This window comes from Nostoc sp. DSM 114159 (genome assembly GCF_053470285.1).
Genome location: NZ_JBPFEH010000001.1, coordinates 2,232,959 through 2,259,889 on the forward strand (window position 1 = coordinate 2,232,959; position 26,931 = coordinate 2,259,889).

A 26,931-nucleotide genomic window follows, 5' to 3' on the forward strand; every position below is an offset into this window, starting at 1 on the left:
CAATAATAACTTTCATTCTCCCCTTCTATAAACTTCAATTTCTGCTGCTATTTCTTCATCAGTCAGGGGATTATCTGCGTGCATCGCTTGTATTTCTTTGAATAACTTTTTTACTTCTTGTGCTAAAGTAACTTTTTGATTATCCTCTGCCAAAATAATCACCTCAACTCTCTGTCCTGCTTTAAATGGTAGATCGGATAATACTAACTGCTTTTGATCTGTAATGGTGATATATGTTTTATAAGCGTTCATGATTCATCCTATTACTCAACTTTTATTTACCCTTGTTCTAACAATTTCGCCACATTCTCTGCAATTCTCTCTTTTAAGTTTATAACGCTCTAGAAGAGTGAGGTTTTAAACCAAAATTTTCTATAGCCAACTTTTTCCCCGACTTTTGCAGCTGCATCAGATAAAACTGCCGACTTCAGCCGACTGACAAAAGGAAGTGCGATCGCTTAGGCTATTGGGCATAGAGATAAAAATTTAAGTATAAAAATATGCTTAATACCCTTAGCCCAATTGCAGAAGACTTAGCAGATAAAAGCTATCCTAGTCCTCATTATTTGCAAACACAGCGCCGCATTCGTTCCCTCATAGACAAATATCTTGCAGTCGAAAAACTACACGATCGCCTACAAGATTTACCGCTACAGTTTGTCAATCCCCAACCGCGTCCCTGGAAACCCATCGATTGGCAGACGATTAACCGCAATCAAATTATCGGCTTAGACGCAGAGGTATTTCTATCTATATTGATCGGTGCGATGGACACAGAAGCGCCCATTCGCGGTTATACCCAAACCAGTCGCCAGTATTTGGAAAAATTGCATCCTCAGATGGCTCGGTTTGTTGGTGGAACAGTCGGTGAAGATGGGGAACTGCTGAAACTTGGTTTGTGGGAAAAGGAAGAACGTCAGCACACACCAGCATTAATCAAAATCTACACCCAATTAACAGGCGAGAAAATTACCCCAAAACTTCGGACAGTTAGAGGCTATCTCCCTACAGATGACGCCAAAGAAGACTTATATCGCCACGGCTTACACCGCATTGCCACAGAATACGGTGCTACCTGTCTTTATATTTGGTTGATGGCTCACACCACAGGCGCACTCCAGGATGTTTTAGAGGAACTAGCGCAGGATGAAATCAACCACATGACCAAATTCTGGGGGTTTGGAGTCTGGGCTTTCCCTGATACTGGTTTGATGCGAATTGGACGGACGCTAATCAAAACGCGATCGCCAAACTATCAGCGTAACAACCTCATGCGTACTCTTCGCCGCATGATGGGTACTCTCAACTGGGATGCTTGGTCATTAACCAACAAAACAACTCTCCTATTTACCTTCACTTACACAATGCATCGCTTGTGGAGTTGGAACAACACCCTCACACCAGAGTACTTACAAAATTTATTTGAAATTACTCATTAACGCGATGTCCAACTTATTCTTAGAACCCCACTTCCATTCCTCTCCCCGAAAGGTCGATAGGCTTTGACTCTTGCTCCCCTTCCCTTGCAGGGAAGGGGCTGGGGGTTAGGTTTGAAAGAAAGATTGCACACAGCGCTCATTAGTAAAAACAAATGACAAATGACAAATAACAAAGGACAAATGACAAATGACAAATGACAAATCAGAACTACCCATCGATTTAAACCCCCAAAAAATCCCCCAACATATCGCCGTCATCATGGATGGTAACGGCCGATGGGCAACCAGTCGAGGATTACCGCGCATTGCTGGACATCGCCAAGGAGCAAAAACGCTCAAAGAACTATTGCGTTGCTGCAAAGATTGGGGAATCAAAGCGTTGACAGCATACGCTTTCTCAACAGAAAATTGGCAGCGTCCTGTTGAAGAAGTGGATTTTCTAATGCATTTGTTTGAGCGATTACTACACCGCGAGTTGGCTCAGATGCATCAAGAAGGTGTACGCATCTCGTTTATTGGAGATTTATCGGCTTTACCCAAGTCTCTACAAACGGAAATGGAACGTTCAATGGCAGAGACATTGAACAATCAAGCAATCCACTTTACTGTTGCAGTCAACTATGGTAGCCGCAACGAAATTACCAGAGTTTGTCGTCAAGTAGCTCAACTCGTGGAACAGGGCGGACTCAGCGCCCAAGAAGTGAATGAAAGTCTTGTAGAACAACATCTCTACACAGCAGATACTCCAGAACCCGATTTGCTGATTCGTACCAGTGGTGAGATGCGATTGAGTAATTTTCTCTTGTGGCAAATGGCGTATACAGAGATGTATTTCACCGATATTCTTTGGCCAGATTTTAATCGAGAAGCATTTCATCAAGCTTTGTTGAGCTATCAAAATCGCGATCGCCGTTTTGGCCAAGTTAAAGCTTCATTATCAGCTTAGTCTACCAAACACCAGACATCACGTGAACAAGGCAGGAGGAAGGAGGAAAGGGGAATATCTATCCTTTTCCCTTTAACCTTTTCCCTTTTCCCCTCTTCTTCTGCCTTCTGCCTTTCTTGATAAAGTAAAAGCACCCACATTACCACGATGGTATATGAGCGCTCACAAATAAAACATTATCGAGGATAATCTATCTGCTATGACAGACCGAAGTAACTATAAGAATAGCAGGCACTGGGTAAATAAACTGCAAGGGTAGTTACAAATGTTTTGTTAAAAATATTACTTACCGTAAATGTGATGCTTGATTTAGGCAAAATCCAATCGATTGCGGAATCCTATTCTCCCCAAGAACTCTTCGCTGGCTTGGTTTGGCAGCGTCGGTTCAATGAGTTTGATGGTGAAGAAGTGATTACTGACCTTTCCAACCACAGAAATTTATGGTCAAGCTTTCTGTTTACAAAACCAATCTTTGCACCAGATGAAAACGGTTTAAGCTTTGGTGGTATGGTCGATACCCTACTTGCAATGGCAAATTATCGTCCCATGCCTGAAAGCAGCATTATCCATTTTATTGCCTATCCTGCCGATACACTATACATTCTGACAGAGAACCAAGACACAAAAGTGTCAGAGCTTTTAGACTTGGGCAAAAAATGGCGGGCTGACTCAGTAGAGATAAGTGATAGCACGAATGAAGACTACGGTTTGCGCCTGAAGCGCCGACTGAGAACTAGACTAGAAGGGGCGCTATCAGGTGAAGATGTTCATCGGTATTCTGATGCGGTCATTGTTTGTTATTGGTGGGATTGAATACTTAAAATATCTCAATTGGAGAAATTGTGTGCTATAATGTGCTATTTTTTTGCGCCGATTTTAGCCTACACCTAAATTGAGCAGCGATCGCGGTCTCTTAATTTTTTTAGTAATTCTTCTCTGGTAGGTATTGAACCGAAATCCTCGGCTCAATATTTATATTCGTTATCACAAAATGAGACTTATGTAATTATTGTTTTATCAAAATAGCAATTCGATTTTATTTTTGAACAGAGAAAATCTGAAAGGCTTATGAATAAAGCATTCTAGGAAACGTACTGTTCACAAACCATTGGGTATTTACTATAGTAACTATAGAAACTCTTAATATAATTTATTGTTAATTATTTCCAAAAATAGTATTTACTATAATTTAATACTTGCAATATAAGCTGATTTCCTGGTAAGCAAATTCAGAAAAAATCCTGAAATGCAAAATTTAAAGTTAACAAGATTCTCTTGCTAAATATACTTTAAATTTACTTATCAATCCATTTGGAAATCACAATTGTTTTTTCACGATTTTATTGGTGTTGGGAGTTATGATGGCAAAATATCTACTAGCTTCTGCTAGTGGGATGGGATTTTTATGTTTAATTGCCGGGTTATCACCTGTGCAAGCCCTTCCTAGTCTAGAAATTGCAGATAAAAACTTAGCTGTTAATCAAAATGATGGCAGCTTTCAAAAAAATGATTCTCATCAAAGCAATTTAGCAAATAATATCTCCAGTAAATTGTTGATAGCTAATGAGAGTCAAAAAAACTTATCCTCAGTCAATCAACAGCTAAAAAATCAAAATTTAGAAGTAAATTCTACTGGTAACTTTTGGCAGCCAATCACACCACAATCTGCAAGTTCATCTCAAGCATCAGACAAACTTGCACAAGTAACATCTGTATCCCAATTGTCTGATGTACAGCCGACTGATTGGGCTTTTCAGGCACTCCAATCTTTAGTCGAGCGCTATGGTTGTATCGCAGGTTATCCCAATCAAACCTATCGCGGTAATCGGGCGATGACTCGCTATGAATTTGCTGCTGGCTTAAATGCTTGTTTAGAGCGAATCAACGAACTGATTGCGACTGCAACTGGTGATTTGGTCAAAAAAGAAGATTTAACCACGTTGCAGAAACTACAAGAACAATTTGCGGCGGAATTGGCAACATTGCGAGGTCGAGTAGATGCTGTAGAAGCTCGCACAGCAGAACTAGAAGCAAATCAGTTTTCTACTACGACCAAACTCAGTGGAGAGGCAATTATTGCTGGTATTGGTGCTAGCGGCGGCGCTCCTAATCAGAGTGACCCGAACATCATCCTAGTCAATAGAGTGCGGTTAAATCTCACCACTAGCTTTACTGGTAAAGATTCATTGATTACTGGATTGCAAGCCTATAACTTTTTGGGTGGAGCCGATGGACAGGGTAGCCTGCAACAAGGTTTAGGATTAGCTTCGCCACTCTTAAGTGCAAGTAGCGCCCGTACCAGTTTTGAGCCGCAATTTCCGGGGTTAAATGTCAATACTTTGTCGGGTGTTGGCGCAAACAGCGTTCAGATTTACAAATTGCTGTATATCTTTCCCGTGGCTAGTAAATTAACCTTGTTTGCGGGAACTGCGGCGGAGACATCAGATGCTTTCCCAACAATTACGCCTTTTTATGGTGAAGGACAAGAGTCAATTTCTCGTTTTGGCAACTTGAATCCTGTGGTACGGGTTTCTGGTGGGACTTCGGGTACTGGTTTAGCATCGGCGGCGGGATTTATTTTTAACATTTCGCCAAATTTAGATTTCAGAGCTTTATACGGCAATCCAAATGCCAATTTAACCCAAAAATCTGCCGCTGAGGCAGTACCAGGAGTTTCTACTACACCTTTGGGAGCAGGTTTATTTAGTGGTAGTAATGTGATTGCCACACAGTTGACTTTCAAGCCAAGTACCGCTCTGGATATTGGTTTAAACTATGCCCACAGTTATCACGAAATCAATATTTTGGGTACAGGATTAGTTAGTAGTGATATCGGTGCTTTAGTAGGAGCAGGGCTTGGAACTGAAACACCGGTCACACTCAACTCTGTTGGCGGTACGCTAACATGGCGACTGTCTCCCAAGATAGCCTTATCTGGCTACGGTGCAGCACTATTTGTTGACGCTGCTTCCAATAACGTGAATGCTTCCACCACATTTACTAGTTGGATGGCGGGAATTCACTTCAATGATTTATTCAAGTCAGGGAACACTGCTGGGATTCTTTTTGGTCAGCCGCTTTTCCGTAGTGATGCTGGTGGTTCTGCTCAACTTACCCCCACAGGCGAGAATCGGGCGACTCCTTACCATTTAGAAGCCTATTACCGCCTTCAAGTTAGCGATAATATCAGCATTACCCCTGGTGCATTTGTTCTCTTTAACCCAGAAGGTAACAGCAACAATGAGACTACGACTGTAGGCGTACTTCGGACTACTTTTACATTTTAAGAGATTAGACTTCTTGGCATTTGTCGGGAAAAGGAGAAGGGAGAAGGGGAAAAGGCTTTGTATTGTCCCCTTCCCCTTTAACCTTTTCCCCTTCTTGCAAAAAGCACAACTGCCAAGAGGTCTATTGAGATTAGGCAGTCAAAATCCCCTAATAAATTGGGGGATTTTAAGATTAAACCTCATCTATGTTGAAACCTAGAGTTTTTTAAAAAATATATTTTTGTAGGTTGGGTGGAGTGAAACGCAACCCAACATTACCACCAAATTTTATGTTGGGTTACGCTATCGCTGCACCCAACCTACAAAACTACGGTTTTCAAGGTAGACGAGGTTTAGATAACAAAATTCACAGCAGACCTCTTGCAGCATAAATCAACAATAAAGAACCTCACCCCGATGCTTTGGCTATCCATTAGTCACATTTTTAAAAGGAGTGTCGAGGATAAAATAATGACTAATAAATACGTATAAATTCGGTGGATATTTATTGAATAATATTGTTTGGTTTTTGACAAAAATATAGTCCCATTGCCCAAAATTTGTTGTGCAAAACTAATCTGATGTCTACGTTGGTGACTGAGTTGCACTGAGCGCAGTCGAAGTAGCTTATCGAATGGGCGAAGTACGGGCTACATTAAAAATAAACTGTGTAGGTGTAGCTTATCGTAGATATCGCCCCACAGATAAGCTAATTATTTCTTTTACCTGATTTAGGAGTTTGATTTGAAAGGTGATGCTTTTGTATAACTCGCTCAATCTGGCAAGTCACCGCATCTATTCTATTTTTAACCTTATCAAAATCAATATTCACCCAAATATAGGCTTTGTCAGGTCTTTGCTGCCTTCTATTCATATATGGTTTGACTTGTCAACAGATTTTGTTATATCTATACAATATAGTCTTCTCAATTTCTAAACTACTTTCTCTAGACATATAAGTAAATATGCTTAACATTTACTTAAGGTTTTATCGCAATCCGATTTTATTTTTAAACCTATTTGCGCGATCCTCAAGTACAGCGTAAGCGCCAGAGGCAGGGAGTAGGGAATCAGCCTTAGTTATACAGAGTTTTTTCACGCAATCAAATAGGAGTCTTATAGCTTTTAGAAGTTCAACCAAACAGTGATTTGATTAATATGGGCGCACATGATTATCTATCTATTGAAAGAGACGCGATATTTCGCGCCTCTAAGAACCAAAATCAAAATTATAAGTGTTATTAAATCTTTGTTTGTAGATATTGCACCAACTGCGGTGCTTGCATTACTCCCTCTATCCGATCCACAGGCTGACCCTGCTTAAACAGTACTAAGGTTGGAAGAGAAGCAATTTTATACTCAGTAGCCAAATCTGTGTATTTTTCTGTGTCGATTTTGACAATCCTTAAGCGATCCTTAAGTTGGGCATTAACTTGCTCTAAAATTGGCACCATCATTTGACAAGGACCACACCAGTCAGCATAAAAATCTACTAATACAGGTACATCAGAAGCAGACAGCATATCTTCAAAACTGTTAAATTGCTTTTTGGTTGCCATGTGACACACACCGATTTTCAATTGTTTGTTTCAATAGTAGTTCTTATAAAATAAAATCGGTATAGGTTCATGGGTTTTTGTTAGTAAAAGATTAGATTAGTTAATATTAGAATGATTCGCCAGCCAAAAATCTTAAATAATTATAATAAAATACGTATATTATGTTAGGTTGTGCATCTGTATTAAATATGTATTTCAACCTATCACGATCGACCAAATCATTATAGAGGCTTTCACAAGAATGATGTCTACAAAGGCTGTAGATGCAACACTTTCCAATACTTATCGGTTAAGAGGGAAAGGAACTCATGTTAAAAGGGAAAAAACCTTATATATCGAGCCTTCTACTCCTTTTCCCCTTAACCGAGCAGTATTGCAACACTTTCTAGTCTATCTAGTCAGGCAAATATATTAGTTATAGTTATTCATTTATTTACAGAGAAGTAACTATAGATATTTAATCAGAGTAAAACGTTAATTATTGTTATTCGAGTTATATAGGAATCTTATTTGATTTGTGAGAATTGCAAACCGCAGCTTCTCGATCGCTTTTATGAAGGCGGGGATCTGGTTTTTGCGCCTTTGATTCAGCATAGCTATATCTAGTTAAATACGAGGTATAACTTTATCTACTAGCTATCTAACTTGCAGCATGACAGCAAGATTGTCACCCCGCAAGAGTTAGATATTATCCAGACAATATTCAGATGTTCCCGAAATCGCCATAAGATAATTAGCGCGGTATTTCTAAGATTGAGGAACATTAAATGACGCTATTACAAGATAAAGTCGCAATTGTCACAGGTGCATCAAGAGGAATTGGCCGAGCGATCGCAATTGAATTAGCCTCACAAGGAGCGATCGCAGTTGTCAATTATGCCAATTCTAGTGCTGCGGCTGAAGCAGTTGTAACAGAAATTACAGCAGCAGGAGGTCAGGCGATCGCGATCCAAGCAGACGTTTCTAAAATTGAGCAAGTAGACGCACTCGTTAACACCGTCATGGAAAAGTTTAAGCGTGTGGATATCTTAGTCAACAACGCCGGGATTACCCGCGACACACTGCTTTTGCGTTTGAAGCCAGAAGATTGGCAAGCTGTGATAGACCTAAATTTAACTGGTGTTTTCTTATGTACACGCGCCGTCAGTAAAATCATGCTCAAGCAGCGATCGGGGCGGATTATCAACATTACCTCTGTTGCTGGGCAAATGGGCAACCCAGGTCAGTCCAACTACAGCGCCGCCAAAGCAGGTGTCATCGGCTTCACCAAAAGCGTTGCTAAAGAACTAGCTACTCGCGGGATCGCCGTTAACGCCGTCGCCCCTGGATTCATCGCCACCGACATGACCAGCGATCTCAACAACCCCGAAGATATTCTGAAATACATTCCACTCGGCCGCTTCGGTCAACCCGAAGAAGTCGCAGGAATGGTGCGCTTTCTCGCCGCCGATCCCGCCGCCGCCTACATCACCGGACAAGTCTTTAACGTCGATGGCGGCATGGTAATGGCCTAAATAGTTGAGCTAAATAATTGAGGGGTAGCGATTTTTCGTAGTTGGCGCTAAAGCGCCAACTACGAATTTATTAAATAATATTTGACAGACTAATTATGAAAACAGACTCTATTTTTTATCGTTTATTTCAAACTTTCCCCAGTGCTTTTTTTGAATTAATTAATCTGCAACCATCAGAAGCAAATGCATATAATTTCGCTTCAGTAGAATTAAAGCAAACAGCATTTCGCATTGATGGAGTCTTTCTTCCTGTTGCTGACACTAATCATCAGCCGATTTATTTTGTAGAGGTTCAATTTCAAAAAGATAATGAATTTTATGCTCGTTTATTTTCAGAAATATTTCTGTATTTACGACTTTACGCACCTACTTCAGATTGGCGAGCAGTAGTTATATTCCCTCGCCGCAGTCTTGAACCAACCCAAGTCCAACCTTATCGAGTTTTACTCGAAAGCCAACTTGTAACGAGGCTATATTTAAACGAGCTTGGAGAAGTAACTGAATATTCCTTGGGAATTGGGATCATCAAATTAGTAGTTGTAAATAAAAAACAAACTCCCATATTAGTCAAAAGTTTGATTACAAAGACACGTTCGGAATTGAGCGATAAAGCACTTCAAAAAAAAGTGCTAGATTTAATAGAAACAATTGTAGTTTACAAACTACCGCGTATCAGTCGTCAGGAGTTGGTAAAAATGTTTGGACTCGGTGATTTTGATATCAAAACTACCAGAATTTATGAGGAAGTGCGTGATGATATCATTGAAGAAGTCCGTAATGAAGTCAGGCAAGAACAGACTCTAGAGGTAGTAATGCGCCAGTTACGACGACGCATTGGTAATTTGAGTCCGCAATTGCAAGAGCGTATCAGCCAGTTATCTATCGAACAGCTTGAAAATCTAGCCGAAGCACTGTTGGATTTTTCCATAGAAGGAGATTTAGTTGCTTGGTTGCAAGACAATTTAACTCAAGCTTGAATTTTTGATCGACTGAATAAACATAGTAGGGCTAGCACTGCAATGCCCACCCTACAAGTAACTAAGGCTGTTGGCGTATCCTTTGCCAGACTGTAAAGCCCAAAAGCAGGATAATGCTACTGGCGGTAGCCAGCATCACAGCCAAACTCATACCTTGTATTCTCATCGCCAGCAAGTTGAAAACTAAGGTAATTGACCAAAGGGTAAACGCAGCATGGCGCTGGGAGAGTCCCCAAGCAAGTAAGCGGTGGTGCAGATGGTCTTTACCAGGAGTACTCAGAGGGTTATTTCCTGCTAGTAGCCGCCGCACAAATACTTGAGTGGTGTCTAGCACCGGTAACAACAGAAATAAAACCGTAGGAATTAGGGCATAAACTGTGTTTTGTTGCAGTTTGCCTAAAATACTAGTTGCTGCCAGGACATAACCGAAAAAGTATGCTCCGGCATCACCCATAATAATTCGTGATGGATGGAAATTATGGCGCAAAAATCCTAGTGCAGCACCTCCCAAAGCTGCGAGGACTAAGATTGCCGCCGCACGATTGTTAAATTGGGCACCAACGCCCAATAAACTCATGGCGGTAATAAAGCTAATTCCTCCTGCCAAGCCATCCATACCATCCATCAAATTGATGGCGTTGGTAATCCCTACTACCCATAATACTGTTAGCAACATGGACAGAAGTGAATCGATGGGAGTGCCAAACAGGACTTTGACACTGATGCCATTAGCTACCAGCAAAAGTGCCGTGACAATTTGCGCCCACAATCGCACAGAGGGCGGTAAGCCAAACTGATCGTCAATAAAGCCCACAAGGACTAATATCGAACCCCCCAACAGAATAGTGAGCACCTGAGCCAATACGTTTTGGAGTTCGATCGGTCGTAAAAGGCTAGCTAGTACCAGCGCGGCAATCACGCCCGCGTAGATAGCCAGCCCCCCTGCATTGGGTAAAGGTTCTCGGTTGAGTCGCCGTGCGTTAGGTTGGTCAGCCCAACCTACCCGCAAGGCGAATTTGCGTACTGTCGGAATTAAACGCCAAGTTACAAGCCAAGCCAAGAGGAACGTAAATACTACTGCCAACCAGCCGGTGCCGCTAGGGTCGGCAATACCAAGGGACTTAAGGGAGTTGTCTAGATTCATCTCCCAATTCAAGCATTACTGCCAGTATCTAATATGAGCATCACCTGTATATTAATCAATTTTTTTATTTCCATTTGTAACTTGAGCAGCCTGAGAGATTAGCACTCTGGCGCTGTGAGTGCTAAATTGTCTAATGGAAGCGCTGGAGAAATGAAACATGGCGAAAATTATTGCATTTGACGAGGAATCGCGGCGATCTCTAGAAAGGGGTGTTAACGCCCTTGCCGATGCCGTAAAAATCACCTTGGGGCCCAAAGGTCGCAATGTCCTTTTAGAGAAAAAATTTGGCGCACCTCAAATTGTCAACGATGGTATCACTGTTGCCAAGGAAATTGAATTAGAAGATCCTTTGGAAAATACTGGTGCAAGACTCATCCAGGAAGTGGCCTCAAAAACTAAAGATGTCGCTGGAGATGGGACAACCACCGCCACAGTTTTAGCACAAGCCTTAATTAAAGAAGGTTTGAAGAACGTCGCCGCAGGTAGTAACCCTGTGAGCTTGAGACGCGGGATCGACAAAACTATTGAGGCATTAGTAGAAGAAATTGCCAAAATAGCCAAGCCAGTAGAAGGAAGTGCGATCGCTCAAGTTGCCACTGTCTCTGCTGGTAACGATGAAGAAGTTGGTCAAATGTTAGCCCAAGCAATGGAAAAAGTCACCAAAGATGGTGTAATTACCGTTGAAGAATCTAAATCCCTGACAACTGAATTAGAAGTAGTTGAGGGGATGCAGATTGATAGAGGTTATATTTCTCCCTACTTCGTCACCAACAATGAACGGCAAATCGTCGAATTTGAAAACGCCCGGATTTTGATTACTGACAAAAAAATCAGCAGTATCCAAGATTTAGTGCCTGTGTTGGAAAAAGTTGCCCGTTCTGGTCAGCCGTTGCTAATTATCGCTGAAGATGTCGAAGGTGATGCTTTAGCAACTTTGGTGGTGAACAAAGCGCGGGGTGTACTAGCCGTGGCAGGGATTAAAGCACCTGGGTTTGGCGATCGCCGCAAAGCTTTGTTAGAAGATATTGCGATTCTCACTGATGGACAGTTGATTTCGGAAGAAATCGGCTTAAGCTTGGATACCGCTTCTCTAGAAGCGCTGGGAACTGCCCGCAAAATCACCATTGACAAAGAAAACACCACAATTGTTGCTGGTAGTGTCACCAAGCCAGAAGTACAAAAGCGGATTGGTCAAATTCGCAGACAGTTGGAAGAAACTGATTCTGAGTACGATAAAGAAAAACTTCAAGAACGCATCGCCAAGCTTGCTGGCGGCGTGGCAGTGATTAAAGTGGGTGCGGCAACCGAAACCGAACTCAAAGACCGCAAACTGCGGATTGAAGACGCGCTCAACGCGACTAAAGCTGCTGTAGAAGAAGGTATTGTTCCTGGTGGTGGAACAACCTTAATTCACTTAGCTAAGGCGGTAGCAGCGATTAAAAACACCCTAGAAAATGACGAAGAAAGAATTGGGGCTGATATTGTCGAACGAGCGCTAGAAGCCCCCTTGCGCCAAATAGCAGATAACGCTGGTGCTGAAGGTTCTGTGATCGTCTCTAGAGTCCGCGAGAGCGACATCAACATTGGCTATAACGCCGCTACTGGCGAATTTGAAGACTTGATTGCTGCTGGTATTATCGACCCTGCCAAAGTTGTACGTTCAGCTTTGCAAAACGCTGGTTCCATTGCTGGTTTGGTCTTAACCACCGAAGCGATCGTTGTTGAAAAGCCAGAGAAGAAATCTGCTGCTCCTGCCCCTGATATGGGCGGTATGGGCGGCATGGGCGGTATGGGTGGCATGGGCGGCATGGGTATGTTCTAATTTCTGCTGACCCAGATAAATATTTTTTAAACAGTTTGTCTTGCCAAGGCAAACTGTTTTTTTGTAGCATTGCTGATTCAAAGGCAATATGTTATACCAATTCGTAATTCGTAATACTTCGGCTACGCTCAGTACAAGTTCGTAATTCGTCAGATTCAATCTGAGTGACGATCAAATTAGCAACCTAAATAATTACACAATTTAGAAATTACCATCTTTATATTAATTTTTGTGAAATAACGTGTAAGTTATTCTTATGTCCTTTGTTATTTACTAATGACAAATGACTAATGACAAATGACTATTAGGTAATATTGCATGGCACGAAAACTACGTCGCCTTCCTAAAATACTCACCAAGCTGTATGAAGACGAGTTCCATCACCAACCAGGGACTATACCTGGAACTATTTTTATTGATGCAGATGCTCCACCGCCAATAATTTTTTTGATTGACTATAACCAAACCAATTTCATCCGCGAACAAATAGAAACTCCAGAGGAGTGTGTCTCTTATCTGGAAGCGGAATCGGTTTCTTGGGTAGACGTACAAGGTTTAGGTAGTCAAGATATATTACAACGATTGGGTAAGGTTTTTAAGTTACATCCTCTAGTTTTAGAAGATGTAGTCAATGTACCGGAGCGTCCCAAAACAGAGGATTATGAAGAGCAATTACTTTTCATTGCTCGGATGGTAGTACCAAAGGAAAGAATATGTGGTTTTTATAGCGAGCAAGTGAGTTTGATATTAGGAAAAAATTATTTACTGACAGTGCAAGAGGAACCAGAACATGATTGCTTTGAAGCGGTGCGATCGCGAATTGAAAAAAATAAAGGTATCATCCGTAAACAGGGAGCAGATTATTTAGCTTATGCTCTATTAGATGCAATTATTGATGGCTTTTTCCCAGTGCTGGAGCTTTATGGCGAGCGAATCGAAGAGTTAGAGGAGGAAGTAATAGTTAAACCTACTCCCCAAACACTGCAAAATATTTATCAAATTAGACGAGAATTACTGCAACTACGTCGTGCTATCTGGCCCCAGCGGGATGCAATTAATTCCTTAATTCGAGATGCTCCCGATTTGATTTGTGAAGAAGTGCGAATCTACCTGCGAGATTGTTATGACCATACAGTGCAAGTGATGGATATGGTGGAAACTTACCGAGAACTATCATCTGGATTAATGGATGTGTACCTTTCGGCAGTAAGTAATAAAATGAATGAAATCATGAAGGTGCTAACGATAGTTTCAACAATTTTTATTCCCCTGACTTTTGTGGCCGGAATATATGGTATGAATTTCAATACTGAAAAATCACCATATAATATGCCTGAGTTGAATTGGTATTGGGGTTATCCACTTTGCTGGGCATTGATGTTAGCGATCGCAGTTAGTTTGCTATTCTTTTTTTGGCGAAGAGGCTGGCTACAAAATTCTGTAGTAATCAAGCGCAATTAAAAATTGTAAATTAGCGATGAGTCAAATATATATTCATTAGCACCGGGAGTTAAAATTTTTGAGTTATGAGGAGTAGCGACCAGAATTTAGTAGTTTTGACGATTTATATTATCGGTGTCTCTTATGTTTTCAACCGCATGATTGAATCCATCGATGACCAAGTTAAATTTGAGTTTAAAAAAGGAATCGTTGACGAACAACTCAAAGAACAAAATCTCGACGATAAAATTGGAATTTCCTTTAAACTCAAATCCTCATACCCAATTGACGATTTGAAAGATTTAGGAATTAGTATCGAAAATAAATCGGATAATGTTGCCCTATATGTTGACTGGGATAACAGTTCTTTAGTTGTTGAACATAGTAAGCAATCGCGCCGCGTAATTCGGAAATCACCAGACTTAACCCGCGACTTAGCAGTACCCCAAAGTCCTAGCCTGATTGCCCCCAGGAAAACACTTTCTGAAACAGTGACAGCAGAAGATGTTTTCCAGCGCGATCAAGTAGCTGGAACCTATTTAGCAAAAAAACCACTAATTGATATCAATGGGCTACAAAAAGGGCAAAAAAAGTTGTACAACGACTTTTTTAACAGAAAAAAAGAGTTGGATTTTTCTCTGCAATTAGTGCTGAGGATATCTGAAGTGCGTTTAGGTCTAGCCCCAGGTCGTGATTTTCCTCCCATTAGCATTATTAATTGTCCTTTCACAGTCAGGAAACTACCTTGGACTTACGCTCTACCTTGGAATAAAAAAAAGTAATGCCTGTCAACCCCTTGTGTTAACCGGGTACACTGGATTTAAGGAGAGAGTAGGCGCAGGCGGTTGCAGATCGGTCATAGTTACTGATTTGAGGAAAGTCCGGACTCCCGAAAGACCAAACTTGCTGGATAACGTCCAGTGCGAGCGATCGTGAGGATAGTGCCACAGAAAGATACCGCCAGGACAATTAAAAATTAAAAATTAAAAATGTAAAATGAGTAATTTTTAATTTTTAATTTTACATTTTTAATTGATCTGGTAAGGGTGCAAAGGTGCGGTAAGAGCGCACCAGCAGTATCGAGAGGTGCTGGCTCGGTAAACCCCGGTTGGGAGCAAGGCGATAGGAACTACGGTTGGTCTTTTACCAGTTCCGCTCAACGAGAGCCGCTTGAGGCGTTTGGTAACAAACGTCCCAGATAGATAACTGCCCTCGCAAGAGAACAGAACCCGGCTTATGTCCTGCTCTCTCCCCTTTAATGGAGTATGAACCTTTCACGGTTTGTACTCTATTATTTTTTGTACGGGTTTTGGGCGTAAGCGTACCCTTTGGGATCTTGCTACGCGTAGCGTCTCGTAGAGAAGCTCGTCGTAGACATCGCTAATTCATCATCTAAAGCATTTAAAGCATTCCCAATATCTCTAATGCTGTATCCAAATGCCATTTAACGCGATAGAGTCCAAACAGCTTCTCTTGACTGTATCGTGCTGGATACTCTAGTTTCCTCCCCTCCATCGTTACCTTGAGCAATGCTGACTGCTCAGGTGTAGGTGTTCCCATAGCCTCTAGCGTTGCTTCTAACGCTTGTACTTGAGAAAGCATAGGAGACTTCAATCCTTTATTTTCTGACACTTGCTTGCAGGCTATAACAGGAAAAGTCAGGAGTGCGTTAATGTAGGATGCCTTATCCGCAGGGTTTCCTATTGCTTGGATGCCATACTGTATCAGACATAAATCGCGTAACGCTCTCAAGCTTTTAACTTCTAATTCTGTGCGCGTAAACATAAAATAGAGTTACCTCTTGTAAAAGTGGAAATCGGTGGGCAACAAGTTTCTCAGGCTAAAATGCCCATCGATTTAACATTCTCCACTGATATACACGTGGAGAAGAAAATTATTTGTATTTCTATACAATGTCTAAAAATAAAGGTAATCCAGATAACTTAAAGCCATTCACCACAGACAGAGAGCGACCACTAACTGAATATCTACATTTGCGTGTCACCAAGGAAATGAAGGAAGAAGTAAAAGCTAAAGACGATCCTCCTGAGTTTTGCCGTCAAGCTATTCAAGAGAAGCTAGATAGAGAGAAGTAGCGAAAAGTTGTTAAAGTGATAGTCCAAGAACTTTAGAGATATAAGATAGATAGCTAGTTACCTTCCCTGCCCCCTGCCCCCTTTCCCCTTCCCCCTGCCCCCTTCCCCCGATTGCGTAATGCCCCTCGCTTATCCACGCCGTCAACGGCAACTTGAAAGTTTAGTCCAAAAATTTGGTTTGTCGCTAGAAGCACCTATAAAGTGGGAACTGCTGGATTTAGCGCTAACTCATCCCACTGTCTCTGATTCGGCAAATTATGAACAACTGGAGTTTGTTGGCGATGCAGTGGTGCGGTTGGTGTCGGCTGTTGTATTATGGGAAAATTATCCCGATTGTTCAGTAGGGGATTTTGCGGCAATTCGTTCGGTGTTGGTGAGCGATCGCATTCTCGCCCAATTAGCCAGAGTTTATGGTTTGGAGTTATACTTACTAGTCGCTGGTAGTGCTACCGCTGATAAAGTTGGTCTAGAGTCACGACTGGCAGATGCTTTTGAAGCAGTTTTGGGTGCGCTTTACTTAAGTACTCAAAATCTGGAATTGATTCGCTCTTGGCTAGATCCCCACTTTCACCAACTAGCCACAGAAATTCGCCTCGATCCTGCCAGACTAAATTACAAAGCTGCTCTCCAAGAATGGACTCAGGCGCAATTTAAAGTTTTACCAGAGTATCGGGTTGTAGAAGTTACTCAACCGCACCGCAATCAAGAACGTTTCCTGGCTGAAGTGTGGCTGCACGGAAACAAACTCGGAGAAGGTAAGGGGCGATCGATCAAAACCGCCGAACAAGCCGCAGCTAAAGTAGCTTTTTTAGCAATTCCCAATCCGCAAATACCCTGAGCTTAAAAGAAGGGTGATTAGTCGATAATCAGTTGATTGTCAGTGGTCATTTGTCCCTCGTCCTTTGTATACAAATAACTAATGACAAATGACAAATACTTCTCTACGAGAGGCTGCGCCAACGGCTTCGCTCAGTACAAGTGACAAATGACAAATACTTCGGCTTCGCTCAGTACAAGTGACAAATGACAAACCAAATTAAAATTGCTGTTATCGGAGTTGGGCGTTGGGGAGTGCATCTGTTGCGGAATTTTTTAGCACATCCTCAAGTAAATGTAGTTGCTGTAGTAGACCCTCATCCAGAACGATTAGCAGCAGTAAAGCAGCAGTTTAACTTAGGCGGAAATGTACTATTAACAACCCAGTGGCAGAATTTAAAGACAGTGCCAGGGTTGACAGCAGTGGCGATCGCTACTCCAGCTACCACCCACTATGCTTTAATTAAAGATGCTCTCCAACAGGGATATCATGTTTTGGCAGAAAAACCCCTAACTCTTGATCCCGCAGAATGTCGGGAACTTTGCCAGTTGGCAGAGCAGCATAATTTAATACTCATGGTTGACCATACCTATTTATTTCACCCAGCAGTTGAGCAAGGAAAAACTGTAGTACAAGCGGGGAAATTAGGTGATTTACGCTATGGCTACGCTACCCGCACCCATTTAGGGCCTGTCCGGCAAGATGTTGATGCGCTGTGGGACTTAGCCATTCACGATATTGCAATCTTTAACGCTTGGCTGGATCAAATTCCTGTGCAAGTACAAGCAACGGGTACTGTGTGGCTACAGGGAGCAGGGGAGCAGGGGAGCAGGGGAGCAGTGGGGCAGAGGAGCAGGGGGGCAGGGGAGCAGGGGAGCAGGGGAGTAGAGGTGAGTCCATATACAGAGTCTGTGCCTCAAGGTTTGGCTGATTTAGTATGGCTGACACTTACATACCCAGATGGCTTTCAAGCTTATATTCATTTGTGTTGGCTGAATTCTGATAAACAGAGACGGCTGGGGATTGTGGGTAGCCTTGGCAGCTTGATTTTTGATGAAATGTCAATATCATCACCCCTAACCCTGCTACATGGTGAGTTTGAACAGCAGGGGAATCAATTTATTCCTGTGAATCAAAGGCAGATAGTGCTGGAATTAGAGCCAGGAGAACCATTGGAGCGGGTTTGCTCCTCCTTTGTTGTCTCAATTCTTAACAATACTCCCTCAGAGATTTCGTCTGGCTGGGTAGGCACTGAGTTAGTAGAAATTCTTGCTGCTCTAACATTATCTCTTAATCAAGGCGGTAAACCTGTTTTTTTGAGCGATCGCATCGTCAAGGAGCAAAAGTCTTAGGAGTGTTGATGAATATAGACTTTTGACTAAATTACTTCTTGAAAGTCCCATTTGCACAAACTCCTCCTTTTGGAAGACTTACCAAGATAGTTTGCAGGGGTGAAAGACGAATCTCGCAAGTCTCATTTCCAAAAAGCAACTGGGACTTCGGGAGCTTCTCTTTGTCTAGCTCTACTTTTACAGATTTGTTGATCCCCAAAGAGGAACTTCCCCCAGACTCCTGTAGGCTGGGATAGCGGCTTGCTTTTATTGGCTCATTCCCAGAGGAGAACCCCAAATCCCCGACATTTGCTTCTTGATTTGGAACAGCTAACAGCGAGATATCAATCAAAGGTAAGGTAATTTTCAGTGTCGTACCTTGATGAAGTCCCGCACTCTCAAGAGTAATAGTGCCTCCCATGAGTTCGATTAAGTTTCGTGAAATCGCTAATCCCAGTCCAGTACCTTCAAACTGGCGTGTGGTAGTGCCATTCACCATTACAAAGGGGCGAAATAGTTTATGCTGTTGAGTCGGATCGATGCCTATACCTGTATCTTTGACAGCTACTACCACCTGAGATTTACCATTAATAGATTGGATTTCTGTAGCAATGGTGATGCTGCCGGTGTCGGTGAACTTGGTGGCGTTGCCGATAACATTAATCAGCACTTGCTTCAGTTTTCCCGCGTCTGCCTTAATTGGTATCACTTTGGAAGTTAACTCACATTTCAATTGCAAGCCCTTTTGTTGGACATTAACTGATTGTAAATTAATTACCTCTAACAATAGTTGTCGGAGGTCAATTGGTGTGGAAACAACTGAAAGCTTACCTGCTTCGATTTTAGAAATGTCGAGTAAATCATTAATAATACCTAACAAGTGAATCGTTGTTTCATCGGCACGTTTGAGAAACTCCATTTCTTCTTCCCGGTCATCACATAAACCTTCTTCAACCAGGCGAATACAGTTAATAATAATATTTAATGGGTTTCTCAATTCATGAGAAGTCGTAGCTAAAAACTGGCTTTTAATTTGGTTAGCGCTTTTTGCTTCTTTCCAAGCTATTTCTAATTCTTCCGAGCCAGCTTTCAGCCGTTTTACCATTTGGTCTAATGCTTGGGCTAGTTGATTGAATTCCCGAATTTGAAAATTGTGCGGAACTGGTTGTGCGGCATGATGAGAGTGAATATTGAGAGCGTAGTCTCGTAATTCTTCTACAGGACGTGCCAAGTAAGGAGCTAAATATAGAGATGCTAACAAACTTGCACCAATCAAACCGACTGTCAAAACGATCAGAATTAATTTGATTTCCTCTAAACCAAAAAGTGCATTATCAACGCTAGTAACAGCTAAAACTATCCATTTTTGCTGCTGCTGCTGGGTGAGTGGATTTGGAATTGCTGTATAACCAGCGACTAATTCTTTTCCTTCAGTAAAAGAGAAATTTATCGAATCGTTTTGTCCCGTAATTGCATTTTTAATTATGCTTTTGATTTGGGAAGCATGAGGATGCTGAGTGATATTAGTTCCCACCCAATCTGTCAATGGGTGTGCCAAAATTGTGCCATCTTCAGCAATCACTACCATAGCGCCTGTGAGCGATCCCGGCGGATTTTTGGTTTGTTGGGATAATGCAGACTGAATACTTAAGCTGTAAACTGAATTTCTTCGGCTATCAAAGACTGGTGCAGATAAAACTAGTTGCAACTGCTGATTTTGTGTGTTTCTTTTTCCAGTCATTCCTGCTTTTGGCGGTAAGATTGCTTTGACATCAATTCCCTCACTAGGGAAAGGTAATCTCAATTCGCCAATTTCTCGATCCCCACAGCTACTGGCAATTATCTTGTGGCTTTGGAGATTTGTTAATTGGATGCACTCAATACTAGCTGGAAGTTGTTGCCTTAACTGCGTGAGAATTTCTTGCTCTTGTATAGGCGAATCCGATGGAATAACCGTTGTTTTGCTTACACTCTGCAAATTAGCTTTTAAGATTGCGATCGCATCACCAATTCTCTCTCCTTTACTGATAGCGCTTTCTGTTAAGTTTTGCCGTGCAGTTCTCAATATACTAGTACGTGCCTTATTCAAGGCAACAATTTCGCCTACTAGTAAAACTGGAACAAACAGCAGCAATATTCTTGTTACTAAAATTCGACGGAAGGAAGATTGGCGGGAATTAGTCATCAAGTGTCTCACTTTGCACCTGCAATCTACAACACCAAAGATATGCAATTAAACTAGCTAGATGAGACATTTTCTTAAATTATCAGAATTTTATTTTCAATGTTTAAAAATAACAAATTGCTATAATTCAAAAAGAAACGTGGTATACCAAAACTCGTATATGCTAGATGTAGAAGCGATTTATGTTGCATATCAATACAATGGTGAAATATAAAACAGTAGGTTGCAGGTATGGTTTAAAGAGAATCTACATACGAATAAAGTAAATATTAAAACTATCAAATCAATTTAATGTTGCAACATCGTCCTCATACTACAGTTGTTTTAGCAATGAGTGCAGATGGCAAGATAGCAGATTTTAAGCGATCGCCTGCTAGGTTTGGCTCAAAGGTTGATAAAGCGCACTTAGAAAAACAAATTGCTGCCTCTGATGCCGTTTTGTTCGGTGCTAGGACTCTGGATGCTTATGGAACAACACTTACTTTAACCGATCCAACTCTAGTGCAACTCCGGGCGCAAGCAGGGAAGCCTCAGCAACCAGTTCATATAGTGATTACAAACTCTGCAAACCTTAATCCGGAAATTCACTTTTTTAAGCAACCAGTTAGACGCTGGCTACTCACCACAACAGCAGGGGAATTTTCGTGGAAAGAACGCTTACAGACACTTCACTCAACTCTGGGAATCGGAGTACAGGAGTACCCTTCAGAATTTGAGAAGATTTTGGTTTTTGAAACACCAACGCAAGAAATTGACATTCTCGCAGCTTTGAAGTATCTAACCACTCTACATATAACACGCTTGGCGATCTTGGGTGGAGGTGAATTAGTCGCTTCTTTGGTGAAATTAGACTTAATTGATGAATTATGGCTAACTGTCTGTCCACTGATTTTAGGTGGTAATACTGCACCCACACCCGTTGAAGGGAAAGGATTTTTACCTGATTTGGCTCCCAAGTTACAACTTATAGAAGTTCATACAGTTGAGCAAGAAGTGTTTTTGCACTATCGCCTGCAACGACCAGCAGATTAGATTACGCTAAGTTAAGTTATTTATTGGGGATAGGGCGTTAGGAGTGCTGAGTGCTGAGTTAAGAGTAGAGACGCGATTAATCGCGTCTGTACAAGAGTTAGGAGTTAAGAGTTAGGAGTTTTGTTTATCTCCTTGTCCCCTAACTCCCTCACTCCCTCACTCCCTCACTCCCTCACTCCCTGCTCCCCTGCTTTCCTGCTCCCCTGCTCCCCTACTCCTCTGCTCCCCTGCTCCCCTGCTCCCTACTCCCTACTCCTCTAAGATGGTGGAACAACTTAAGCCTCGCTATTGTGTCATTTGGACGAATAAAATCGCTGAAGTACCCCAAAATGCTTGGAATGCTTTGGCAATGCCACTCAAAACGCCATTTTTAGAATGGGAATGGCTGAATAATCTCGAAACTTCCCAGAGTGTTACGGCTAAAACTGGTTGGTTGCCAAATCATTTGACATTGTGGCGAGATAAAACGCTGATTGCTGCTGCGCCACTTTATCTTAAAGGACATAGTTCTGGTGAATTTGTTTTCGATCATCAATGGGCAGAGTTAGCCTCCCGCATCGGAGTCCAATATTACCCAAAATTGCTGGGAATGACACCATTTACCCCAGCAGAAGGTTATCGGTTCTTAATCGCCCCAGGAGAAGATGAGGATGAAATCACAGCGCTGATGGTGCATGAAATTGACACTTTTTGCTCCAAAAATCGGATTTCTGGATGTCATTTTCTCTATGTCGATCCCCAATGGCGTCCGATGCTGGAACGGCATGGCTTTACAACTTGGCTGCACCACAGCTATATCTGGGAAAATGCTGGCTTTAAAACTTTTGATGATTACTTGAAAGTTTTCAATGCGAATCAGCGCCGTAATATCAAGCGGGAACGCAAAGCTGTAGAAAAAGCAGGTTTAAGATTGCAACCTCTAAGCGGGGATCAAATTCCTCAGTCTTTGTTTCCCTTGATGCACCAATTCTATGCTGACACCTGTGATAAGTTTGGCTGGTGGGGTAGCAAGTATCTCACACGGCGGTTTTTTGAGCAGCTAAACACCGATTATCGCCATCGAGTCTTGTTTGTTGGCGCATATAGCGAGGAAGATAATTCTCATCCTTTAGGAATGTCCTTTTGTTTGTTTAAAGATGATAGACTCTACGGACGCTATTGGGGGAGTTTTCAAGAAATAGATTGCTTACATTTTGATGCTTGTTATTATGCACCGATTGAGTGGGCGATCGCTAACAATATCCAAATTTTTGACCCTGGTGCGGGCGGGCGTCACAAAAAACGGCGCGGTTTCCCCGCTATGCCAAATCACAGTTTGCATCGCTTTTACAATAATCGTTTAGGACAAATTATTCGTCCCTATATTAAGGAAGTGAATCAACTCGAACAGCAGCAGATTGAAGCAATTAATGCAGAGTTGCCATTTAGTGAGAAAAATGGTTGAGGAAAAGCAACTACTCGATAATCAACACAGCGTTGATGTTGTAAATAAGTTCAAGAAAATATTTATGAATCGTGATGAGTTGATTAAAAGATATGCTGCTGGAGAACGTAACTTCGCTCTAGTTAAATTTTCCGATCCTGGCTTGGACGGGATTGACCTGAGTGGCACTGACTTGACTGGGAATAATATGGAGGAGTTCTATCTTGCTCGTGCTATTTTGAAGGCAGTTAGTTTGGTTAATGCCAAATTGTTTGAAGCCTGCCTGGATGGTACTGATCTGACCGAAGCCGATCTTAGAGGAGCTGACTTGCGACGTGCTCGTCTCGATGTTGCTAACCTGACTAATGCCGACCTTAGACAAGCGAGATTCCACAAAACTCGTTTCTATAGGGCTAATTTGATAGGGGCTAACTTGAGCGGAACTGATTTAGGGGGATGCGACTTCTGGGAAGCTAACTTGACTGGAGCTAATTTGGAAGGATCTAATCTGCATCGCACTACTTTTCGTAACACCATCATGCCAGATGGCACTATTCGGAATAGTTGAGTCTAATTCTCTAATTTTATTTTAAGTAAAAGGGATCAAAAATATCTGAAAGATATGAAGAAGACTAAGGAGGATAGGAATTACACTTGATATAGAGTGTAAAAACCCTGAAAAAAGAAAATTTCTTTTTATAATGCTTATGGATTTAATAGTTGAAGATTTAGCCGCAATTGATGATAAACTTTCCCAGCGTCATATTGACCTCGATCCCGGTGGATATTTCATTATTTACTTGGATCGAGACGCGGGGTTAATTTATGCCAAGCATTTTACAAATGTGATTGACGATCGCGGTTTAGCTGTCGATCCTGAAACGGGAAAGGTAATTCCAGCGCGAGAAAAGGTAGAACGAACTCATACAACAGTTTTTAGCGCCAGAACGGCAAAAGAACTTTGCGTGAAGATTTTTGAAGAAACTCAGCCTTCTCCTGTAACTCAATTAGATCATGCAGCTTATTTAGGTCGAGAATTTGTCCGGGCTGAGGTAGCTTTAGTTACAGGGCAAGAGTATGTTCAAGATTAAAGTTAGGAGTGAGGAGTTAAAAGTTAAGAGTTAGAAATTCATAACTCCTAACTCCTAACTCCTAACTCCACTCCTAACTCCCCACTCTACCATTACCCATTAGATGAAGGCTGATTTATCTGATAGATATAGTAAGTTGCCATTGGGATAACGGTGGCGGCAATTAACAATCCTACAACCCAAGCAGTAGCGTTGCCTTGGTTGGTTTCTTCTGCTTTCTTGTAAGTGCCTCCAACCTGCACATTGTCAGTTATTTGGGGTGGTCCTGGATCGGTTTTGCCAGAGAGAACGGCGACAAGGCGATCGCTTGCATCAAGAAATGCCTGATTATATTTGTCACCATTGCGTAACGGCACACTTACTGTTTCAGTAGCTATACTCTCGGCAATAGAGTCAGTAAGCAAAGGCTTGACTCGATCCCCAGTAATAATGGCAGTACCATTGGTAACTGTATCAAGAACCAACAAAGTTTGATTAGCTTGGGCTGCTTTTGTCGGAAACCATTTTTCAAACAGTTCTTTAGTAAAGCTTTCTGGTGTTTCGCCATAGTCGAGTCGGCGAACAGTAACAATTCTGACTTCCTTATCTGTTTGCTTTGCCAAATCCTTAAAAGCACTGCTAATCTTGCCTTCATTCAGACGGCTGATGACTTCACCTCGATCTAAAACCCAGGTGTCATTCCCTGCTGTCAGACTGGGTATTTGATACACACCTGTGGCTGAAGCAGGTGTGGCAAACAGCGAGGCTGCGAAAATAATCGTCACCAAAGGTAGAATTAGCCGGATGAGGTGTTTTTGACTGCTAAAAACTTGTTTGAGGAGCTGTTTCATCGTGTAATCCCTAAGACAGACTTGCACCAAAAATACTACAGAAACACTGCAAAAATCACCTCGTTCCCGATTTTCTTCAGTGTAAAATTTCTGATATTCCCAGCAAATATGTATATTGTACGGGATTTTTGATTACACAAACTTGTCCTGAGGGCGGTTGCAAGCATTAACCTGACGCTAAACCCCCTTACTAGTTACAAGAAATACCGCCCATTTTGGGAATTAACCCAAATACTGAGGGCGGAATTTGCAAACCATCTAGAAATCATATCGCATGATTCATATTTTGGTTCAACAACGCCATATTTTTTCATATCTGCGAGTAGCTTTTCTTAACGTACTCATTAGATATCTGAGTAAAAAAGAATGTCAAGACGTTATACTGCTAAGTCTCTACAAGGGTTCTGGACAATGCATATTTAGTTTCTAGAGATGTCTATGTGATGGTTTATATCTGCATTTTTCTGATATTTTAGCTAAATCAATATCATATATACATGACTATACTTTTAACTAACGACGATGGCATTGATGCCCCTGGTATCCAAGCGCTGCTCAAAGCTGTAAACGGCAGAAATTCTATTATCGCTGCTCCTGCCGATCATCAGTCTGGCTGTGGACATCAAGTTACTACTACTCGTGCTATCAACCTCCAGCGACGTTCTGAGACTGAGTATGCGATCGCAGGTACTCCCGCTGATTGCGTGAGAATTGCTTTAACACAAATTGCCGCAGATGTCAAATTTGTACTTTCAGGCATCAACGCTGGGGGCAATTTGGGAGTCGATGCCTATATTTCTGGCACAGTGGCTGCCGTGCGGGAAGCCGCGATGCACGGTATTCCCGGAGTTGCCATTTCCCACTATCGTAAAGCCAAGCTGAATTTTGATTGGGATCTAGCTGCCAAATTCACAGCTGAAGTTTTAGCGGATTTACTCAAGCGTCCCCTAGAACCAGGAAGCTTCTGGAATGTGAATCTGCCGCATCTGCAACCAGGAGAACCACATCCTGAGATGGTATTTTGCCAAGCCTGTACCAAACCTTTGCCTGTGAACTATCGAATTGAAGGCGATAATTTTTATTATGTAGGAGAATATAGCAAACGCGATCGCACTCCTGGCAGCGATGTAGATGTCTGTTTTTCTGGTAATATCGCCGTCACCCAGTTAAGAGTTTGACATCAGCCATCAGTTCATAGTTAACTGTTACCACCTTTTAGTGGATATTGAGGAGAGCTTGTAGGGCTATTAATTAATCTTATGGGTATGTGGTGCGATCGCGATCGAAATCTTCAAGGATTTGAAATCTGGTAAAGTTTCAGTGGTACTGAACATTAATTTCAAAAAAAAGGAGAAATTTATGCAGTTTCTCAAAATTGTTTTTGTTGCGCTCGTATTGATGGTGAATCTGCTAATTGCTCAACCCTCTTGGGCAGGTAAGGATTTCACTAAGGGGGCTGACTATGCTGAGGTAACTCAGGCACTCAATCAACTTCTAACTGTAAAGAATACACCTGAGCAAGCTGGCTATACACCTGAGCAATTCCAGCAGCGACTAGCACAATTGCAGTTTCAGAAAAATGTCATAGAAACAGCTAGAAAGCGGGCGCAGTGCCGCAATGAAACTGGAAAGACTTTGGCTGTCTATGCCAATAAACCAAAAAAAATTCCAACCCAACTTTACTTTCTGGGCGCAGGAACAATCACCGATGATGATTGGGATTGCGATGGTATTTACTTACCCGCAGGTTCTCAAGTGGTTTTAGGCCCAAACGCTCAACCACAACAACTGACTCAACCCATCGCTGTTAAGTTTGTCGATGGTACACAGTCTCTTGCTAGAACCAATCCAGCCACTGGTGCAATTGAATTGAATGTTGAACCTGCGAAAGTATTCAAGGCGGGTGAGAGTACCTGGTTGCTCCCTAATTTTTCCCAAGCAGATATCGATACGCAAATTCCCACCCCACAACTCATTGACTAATCTCATCTAGATAATTCAACTTTTATGCGGTAAGGC

General features: G+C 41.9%; 25 protein-coding genes and 1 other RNA gene. 20 read left to right on the top strand and 6 right to left on the bottom strand.

Going from position 1 to position 26,931, the window contains the following annotated elements; genetic code table 11:
• Positions 1 to 12: 12 nt before the first annotated feature.
• Positions 13 to 252 (bottom strand): hypothetical protein, encoded by a 240-nt coding sequence (locus tag ACR5KR_RS09055; RefSeq protein WP_448266265.1) that lies wholly within the window; start codon positions 250 to 252, stop codon positions 13 to 15.
• Between the two features lie 248 nt (positions 253 to 500).
• Between ACR5KR_RS09055 and ACR5KR_RS09060 the strand changes: the two genes are divergently transcribed.
• The 5 genes from ACR5KR_RS09060 to ACR5KR_RS09080 all read left to right on the top strand — a co-directional run bounded on the left by ACR5KR_RS09060 (position 501) and on the right by ACR5KR_RS09080 (position 6,043).
• Positions 501 to 1,439 (top strand): ferritin-like domain-containing protein, encoded by a 939-nt coding sequence (locus ACR5KR_RS09060; RefSeq protein ID WP_448266266.1) that lies wholly within the window; start codon positions 501 to 503, stop codon positions 1,437 to 1,439.
• A 187-nt stretch (positions 1,440 to 1,626) separates the two neighbouring features.
• The gene (locus ACR5KR_RS09065) at positions 1,627 to 2,385 is read left to right on the top strand and encodes an isoprenyl transferase (RefSeq protein ID WP_448266267.1); all 759 of its coding nucleotides are present in this window, start codon (positions 1,627 to 1,629) and stop codon (positions 2,383 to 2,385) included.
• A gap of 270 nt (positions 2,386 to 2,655) precedes the next feature.
• Positions 2,656 to 3,198, top strand: a complete 543-nt coding sequence (locus ACR5KR_RS09070) for a hypothetical protein (RefSeq protein ID WP_445626845.1) — start codon at positions 2,656 to 2,658, stop codon at positions 3,196 to 3,198.
• A gap of 548 nt (positions 3,199 to 3,746) precedes the next feature.
• On the top strand, positions 3,747 to 5,672 hold the full coding sequence (locus ACR5KR_RS09075) for an iron uptake porin (protein WP_448270141.1): 1,926 nt from the start codon (positions 3,747 to 3,749) through the stop codon (positions 5,670 to 5,672).
• Positions 5,673 to 5,908: 236 nt separating this feature from the next.
• Complete coding sequence (locus tag ACR5KR_RS09080) at positions 5,909 to 6,043, top strand: hypothetical protein (protein WP_448266268.1); 135 nt, start codon at positions 5,909 to 5,911, stop codon at positions 6,041 to 6,043.
• A gap of 849 nt (positions 6,044 to 6,892) precedes the next feature.
• On the opposite strand, the gene trxA is transcribed toward ACR5KR_RS09080, so the two are convergent.
• Positions 6,893 to 7,210: a thioredoxin gene (gene trxA, locus ACR5KR_RS09085; protein ID WP_445626843.1), complete on the bottom strand. Its 318-nt coding sequence runs from the start codon at positions 7,208 to 7,210 to the stop codon at positions 6,893 to 6,895.
• 767 nt (positions 7,211 to 7,977) lie between these two features.
• On the opposite strand from trxA, the gene fabG reads away from it, so the two are divergent.
• Positions 7,978 to 8,724, top strand: a complete 747-nt coding sequence (gene fabG / locus ACR5KR_RS09090) for a 3-oxoacyl-[acyl-carrier-protein] reductase (RefSeq protein ID WP_448266269.1) — start codon at positions 7,978 to 7,980, stop codon at positions 8,722 to 8,724.
• A gap of 95 nt (positions 8,725 to 8,819) precedes the next feature.
• Positions 8,820 to 9,701: an Rpn family recombination-promoting nuclease/putative transposase gene (locus tag ACR5KR_RS09095; RefSeq protein WP_448266270.1), complete on the top strand. Its 882-nt coding sequence runs from the start codon at positions 8,820 to 8,822 to the stop codon at positions 9,699 to 9,701.
• A gap of 61 nt (positions 9,702 to 9,762) precedes the next feature.
• Here the strand turns inward: ACR5KR_RS09095 and ACR5KR_RS09100 are convergent, their stop codons facing one another.
• Positions 9,763 to 10,845 carry an MraY family glycosyltransferase gene (locus ACR5KR_RS09100; protein ID WP_445626840.1) on the bottom strand — a complete coding sequence of 361 codons (1,083 nt, stop codon included), beginning with the start codon at positions 10,843 to 10,845 and terminating at the stop codon, positions 9,763 to 9,765.
• A gap of 157 nt (positions 10,846 to 11,002) precedes the next feature.
• Between ACR5KR_RS09100 and groL the strand changes: the two genes are divergently transcribed.
• From groL to rnpB, 4 genes are all read left to right on the top strand, one after another.
• A complete protein-coding gene (groL, locus tag ACR5KR_RS09105) occupies positions 11,003 to 12,667 on the top strand; it encodes a chaperonin GroEL (RefSeq protein WP_445626839.1) in 1,665 nt (554 codons plus the stop codon).
• A 318-nt stretch (positions 12,668 to 12,985) separates the two neighbouring features.
• Entirely contained in the window at positions 12,986 to 14,128 is a 1,143-nt protein-coding gene (corA, locus tag ACR5KR_RS09110; RefSeq protein ID WP_445626838.1) for a magnesium/cobalt transporter CorA, read from the top strand.
• Between the two features lie 65 nt (positions 14,129 to 14,193).
• Positions 14,194 to 14,889 (top strand): hypothetical protein, encoded by a 696-nt coding sequence (locus tag ACR5KR_RS09115; RefSeq protein ID WP_445626837.1) that lies wholly within the window; start codon positions 14,194 to 14,196, stop codon positions 14,887 to 14,889.
• A gap of 46 nt (positions 14,890 to 14,935) precedes the next feature.
• An RNA gene (gene rnpB / locus ACR5KR_RS09120) (RNase P RNA component class A) lies at positions 14,936 to 15,359 on the top strand.
• Between the two features lie 149 nt (positions 15,360 to 15,508).
• On the opposite strand, the gene ACR5KR_RS09125 is transcribed toward rnpB, so the two are convergent.
• Positions 15,509 to 15,892, bottom strand: coding sequence for a hypothetical protein (locus ACR5KR_RS09125; protein ID WP_445626836.1), 384 nt, complete (start codon positions 15,890 to 15,892; stop codon positions 15,509 to 15,511).
• 128 nt (positions 15,893 to 16,020) lie between these two features.
• Between ACR5KR_RS09125 and ACR5KR_RS09130 the strand changes: the two genes are divergently transcribed.
• From ACR5KR_RS09130 to ACR5KR_RS09140, 3 genes are all read left to right on the top strand, one after another.
• Positions 16,021 to 16,203, top strand: a complete 183-nt coding sequence (locus tag ACR5KR_RS09130) for a hypothetical protein (RefSeq protein ID WP_099104126.1) — start codon at positions 16,021 to 16,023, stop codon at positions 16,201 to 16,203.
• Between the two features lie 118 nt (positions 16,204 to 16,321).
• Positions 16,322 to 17,041: a ribonuclease III gene (rnc, locus tag ACR5KR_RS09135; protein ID WP_445626835.1), complete on the top strand. Its 720-nt coding sequence runs from the start codon at positions 16,322 to 16,324 to the stop codon at positions 17,039 to 17,041.
• A 185-nt stretch (positions 17,042 to 17,226) separates the two neighbouring features.
• A complete protein-coding gene (locus ACR5KR_RS09140) occupies positions 17,227 to 18,372 on the top strand; it encodes a Gfo/Idh/MocA family protein (protein ID WP_448266272.1) in 1,146 nt (381 codons plus the stop codon).
• A 31-nt stretch (positions 18,373 to 18,403) separates the two neighbouring features.
• Here the strand turns inward: ACR5KR_RS09140 and ACR5KR_RS09145 are convergent, their stop codons facing one another.
• The gene (locus ACR5KR_RS09145) at positions 18,404 to 20,536 is read right to left on the bottom strand and encodes an ATP-binding protein (protein WP_448266273.1); all 2,133 of its coding nucleotides are present in this window, start codon (positions 20,534 to 20,536) and stop codon (positions 18,404 to 18,406) included.
• A gap of 291 nt (positions 20,537 to 20,827) precedes the next feature.
• Between ACR5KR_RS09145 and ACR5KR_RS09150 the strand changes: the two genes are divergently transcribed.
• The 4 genes from ACR5KR_RS09150 to ACR5KR_RS09165 all read left to right on the top strand — a co-directional run bounded on the left by ACR5KR_RS09150 (position 20,828) and on the right by ACR5KR_RS09165 (position 24,082).
• Positions 20,828 to 21,568 carry a RibD family protein gene (locus ACR5KR_RS09150; RefSeq protein WP_448266275.1) on the top strand — a complete coding sequence of 247 codons (741 nt, stop codon included), beginning with the start codon at positions 20,828 to 20,830 and terminating at the stop codon, positions 21,566 to 21,568.
• A gap of 262 nt (positions 21,569 to 21,830) precedes the next feature.
• Positions 21,831 to 23,012: a GNAT family N-acetyltransferase gene (locus ACR5KR_RS09155; RefSeq protein WP_448266276.1), complete on the top strand. Its 1,182-nt coding sequence runs from the start codon at positions 21,831 to 21,833 to the stop codon at positions 23,010 to 23,012.
• Complete coding sequence (locus ACR5KR_RS09160; protein WP_445626830.1) at positions 23,005 to 23,559, top strand: pentapeptide repeat-containing protein; 555 nt, start codon at positions 23,005 to 23,007, stop codon at positions 23,557 to 23,559. Before ACR5KR_RS09155 ends, ACR5KR_RS09160 begins: the two co-directional genes overlap by 8 nt.
• Before the next feature lie 139 nt (positions 23,560 to 23,698).
• On the top strand, positions 23,699 to 24,082 hold the full coding sequence (locus tag ACR5KR_RS09165; protein WP_322731866.1) for a DUF4346 domain-containing protein: 384 nt from the start codon (positions 23,699 to 23,701) through the stop codon (positions 24,080 to 24,082).
• 92 nt (positions 24,083 to 24,174) lie between these two features.
• Here ACR5KR_RS09165 and psb32 read toward each other — a convergent pair whose 3' ends face one another.
• On the bottom strand, positions 24,175 to 24,912 hold the full coding sequence (gene psb32, locus ACR5KR_RS09170) for a photosystem II repair protein Psb32 (protein ID WP_448266277.1): 738 nt from the start codon (positions 24,910 to 24,912) through the stop codon (positions 24,175 to 24,177).
• A gap of 497 nt (positions 24,913 to 25,409) precedes the next feature.
• On the opposite strand from psb32, the gene surE reads away from it, so the two are divergent.
• Together surE and ACR5KR_RS09180 are read left to right on the top strand one after the other, a co-directional pair.
• A complete protein-coding gene (gene surE, locus ACR5KR_RS09175) occupies positions 25,410 to 26,090 on the top strand; it encodes a 5'/3'-nucleotidase SurE (RefSeq protein ID WP_445626828.1) in 681 nt (226 codons plus the stop codon).
• 181 nt (positions 26,091 to 26,271) lie between these two features.
• Complete coding sequence (locus tag ACR5KR_RS09180) at positions 26,272 to 26,895, top strand: hypothetical protein (protein ID WP_448266278.1); 624 nt, start codon at positions 26,272 to 26,274, stop codon at positions 26,893 to 26,895.
• Positions 26,896 to 26,931 lie beyond the last annotated feature (36 nt).

Bases quoted from the DNA above. Each gene is read 5' to 3' on its own strand.
- ACR5KR_RS09055 (WP_448266265.1), bottom strand. From the start codon at position 252: ATGAACGCTTATAAAACATATATCACCATTACAGATCAAAAGCAGTTA.
- ACR5KR_RS09060 (WP_448266266.1), top strand. From the start codon at position 501: ATGCTTAATACCCTTAGCCCAATTGCAGAAGACTTAGCAGATAAAAGC.
- ACR5KR_RS09065 (WP_448266267.1), top strand. From the start codon at position 1,627: ATGACAAATGACAAATCAGAACTACCCATCGATTTAAACCCCCAAAAA.
- ACR5KR_RS09075 (WP_448270141.1), top strand. From the start codon at position 3,747: ATGGCAAAATATCTACTAGCTTCTGCTAGTGGGATGGGATTTTTATGT.
- trxA (WP_445626843.1), bottom strand. From the start codon at position 7,210: ATGGCAACCAAAAAGCAATTTAACAGTTTTGAAGATATGCTGTCTGCT.
- fabG (WP_448266269.1), top strand. From the start codon at position 7,978: ATGACGCTATTACAAGATAAAGTCGCAATTGTCACAGGTGCATCAAGA.
- ACR5KR_RS09095 (WP_448266270.1), top strand. From the start codon at position 8,820: ATGAAAACAGACTCTATTTTTTATCGTTTATTTCAAACTTTCCCCAGT.
- ACR5KR_RS09100 (WP_445626840.1), bottom strand. From the start codon at position 10,845: ATGAATCTAGACAACTCCCTTAAGTCCCTTGGTATTGCCGACCCTAGC.
- groL (WP_445626839.1), top strand. From the start codon at position 11,003: ATGGCGAAAATTATTGCATTTGACGAGGAATCGCGGCGATCTCTAGAA.
- corA (WP_445626838.1), top strand. From the start codon at position 12,986: ATGGCACGAAAACTACGTCGCCTTCCTAAAATACTCACCAAGCTGTAT.
- ACR5KR_RS09115 (WP_445626837.1), top strand. From the start codon at position 14,194: ATGAGGAGTAGCGACCAGAATTTAGTAGTTTTGACGATTTATATTATC.
- ACR5KR_RS09125 (WP_445626836.1), bottom strand. From the start codon at position 15,892: ATGTTTACGCGCACAGAATTAGAAGTTAAAAGCTTGAGAGCGTTACGC.
- ACR5KR_RS09130 (WP_099104126.1), top strand. From the start codon at position 16,021: ATGTCTAAAAATAAAGGTAATCCAGATAACTTAAAGCCATTCACCACA.
- rnc (WP_445626835.1), top strand. From the start codon at position 16,322: ATGCCCCTCGCTTATCCACGCCGTCAACGGCAACTTGAAAGTTTAGTC.
- ACR5KR_RS09140 (WP_448266272.1), top strand. From the start codon at position 17,227: ATGACAAACCAAATTAAAATTGCTGTTATCGGAGTTGGGCGTTGGGGA.
- ACR5KR_RS09145 (WP_448266273.1), bottom strand. From the start codon at position 20,536: ATGACTAATTCCCGCCAATCTTCCTTCCGTCGAATTTTAGTAACAAGA.
- ACR5KR_RS09150 (WP_448266275.1), top strand. From the start codon at position 20,828: ATGTTGCAACATCGTCCTCATACTACAGTTGTTTTAGCAATGAGTGCA.
- ACR5KR_RS09155 (WP_448266276.1), top strand. From the start codon at position 21,831: ATGGTGGAACAACTTAAGCCTCGCTATTGTGTCATTTGGACGAATAAA.
- ACR5KR_RS09160 (WP_445626830.1), top strand. From the start codon at position 23,005: ATGGTTGAGGAAAAGCAACTACTCGATAATCAACACAGCGTTGATGTT.
- ACR5KR_RS09165 (WP_322731866.1), top strand. From the start codon at position 23,699: ATGGATTTAATAGTTGAAGATTTAGCCGCAATTGATGATAAACTTTCC.
- psb32 (WP_448266277.1), bottom strand. From the start codon at position 24,912: ATGAAACAGCTCCTCAAACAAGTTTTTAGCAGTCAAAAACACCTCATC.
- surE (WP_445626828.1), top strand. From the start codon at position 25,410: ATGACTATACTTTTAACTAACGACGATGGCATTGATGCCCCTGGTATC.
- ACR5KR_RS09180 (WP_448266278.1), top strand. From the start codon at position 26,272: ATGCAGTTTCTCAAAATTGTTTTTGTTGCGCTCGTATTGATGGTGAAT.